Below are 780 nucleotides of genomic sequence, written 5' to 3' on the forward strand. Positions count from 1 at the left end.
TCGGTCAGCCCGGGCAGAATCTCCGCGTCGGCCGGCGGCGCCCCCAGCACGCGCCGGCCGATGTCCACGAGGATGGCCGCGCAGGCCTCGGCGTCGGCCAGTGCGTCGTGGTGGCGTCCCGGGGTGAACCCGGCCTCGCGCGCCGCGGAGGGCAGGGCGTACGAGGGCAGGTCGTAGACGCGGCGCGCCAGCACCAGGGTGCACACGAACTCCAGGCCCGGCACGTCCCGGCCGGAGACCTCGAGGCCGGACTCGATGACGCCGACGTCGAAGCCCGCGTTGTGCGCCGCGAGCACGTCCGTCCCCACGAAGTCCGCGAGCTCGTCGTACACCTGCGCGAACCGGGGGGCGTCCAGGACGCGGTCCTCGGTGATGCCGTGGATGCGCACGTTGCGGGGATCGAACCGGTCGAAGCCGACGGGCGGACGGATCAGCCACTCCGCACGGTCCACCATCACCCCGTCCCGCACCCGGACGGCGCCCACGGCACACGGGGAGCCGCGGAAGCCGTTGGCGGTCTCGAAGTCGATCGCGGTGAAGTCCAGCCCCGGCACGGGGGCGCGCCCGCCGCTCACGGGCGCGCGTCGAGCGCGTCCACCAGGTAGGGCAGCAGGGCGCGGAAGGCGTGCCCCCGGTGGCTGATCGCGTTCTTGTCCTCGGGGCTCAGCTGCGCGGTGGACACGTCCCGGCCCTCGGGGCGCAGGATCGGGTCGTAGCCGAAGCCGCCGTCCCCCACGGGCTCGCGCAGCAGGGTGCCGGGCAGGCGGCCGTGCTCGACGT

At 75.0% G+C, this 780-nt stretch carries 2 protein-coding genes; both read right to left on the reverse strand.

Annotation, left to right across the window (positions count from 1 at the left end; genetic code table 11):
• Positions 1 to 575: 3'-5' exonuclease (locus tag HMPREF3105_RS10400; RefSeq protein WP_141762510.1), on the reverse strand; the 575-nt coding region annotated here is incomplete at its 3' end.
• The coding region (locus HMPREF3105_RS10405) for a non-canonical purine NTP pyrophosphatase (RefSeq protein ID WP_210401448.1) at positions 572 to 780 on the reverse strand (209 nt) is incomplete at its 5' end. The genes HMPREF3105_RS10405 and HMPREF3105_RS10400, both read right to left, overlap by 4 nt.

The sequence above is a fragment of the Micrococcus sp. HMSC31B01 genome (assembly GCF_001816085.1).
GTDB classification, from domain to species: Bacteria; Actinomycetota; Actinomycetes; order Actinomycetales; family Micrococcaceae; genus Micrococcus; species Micrococcus luteus.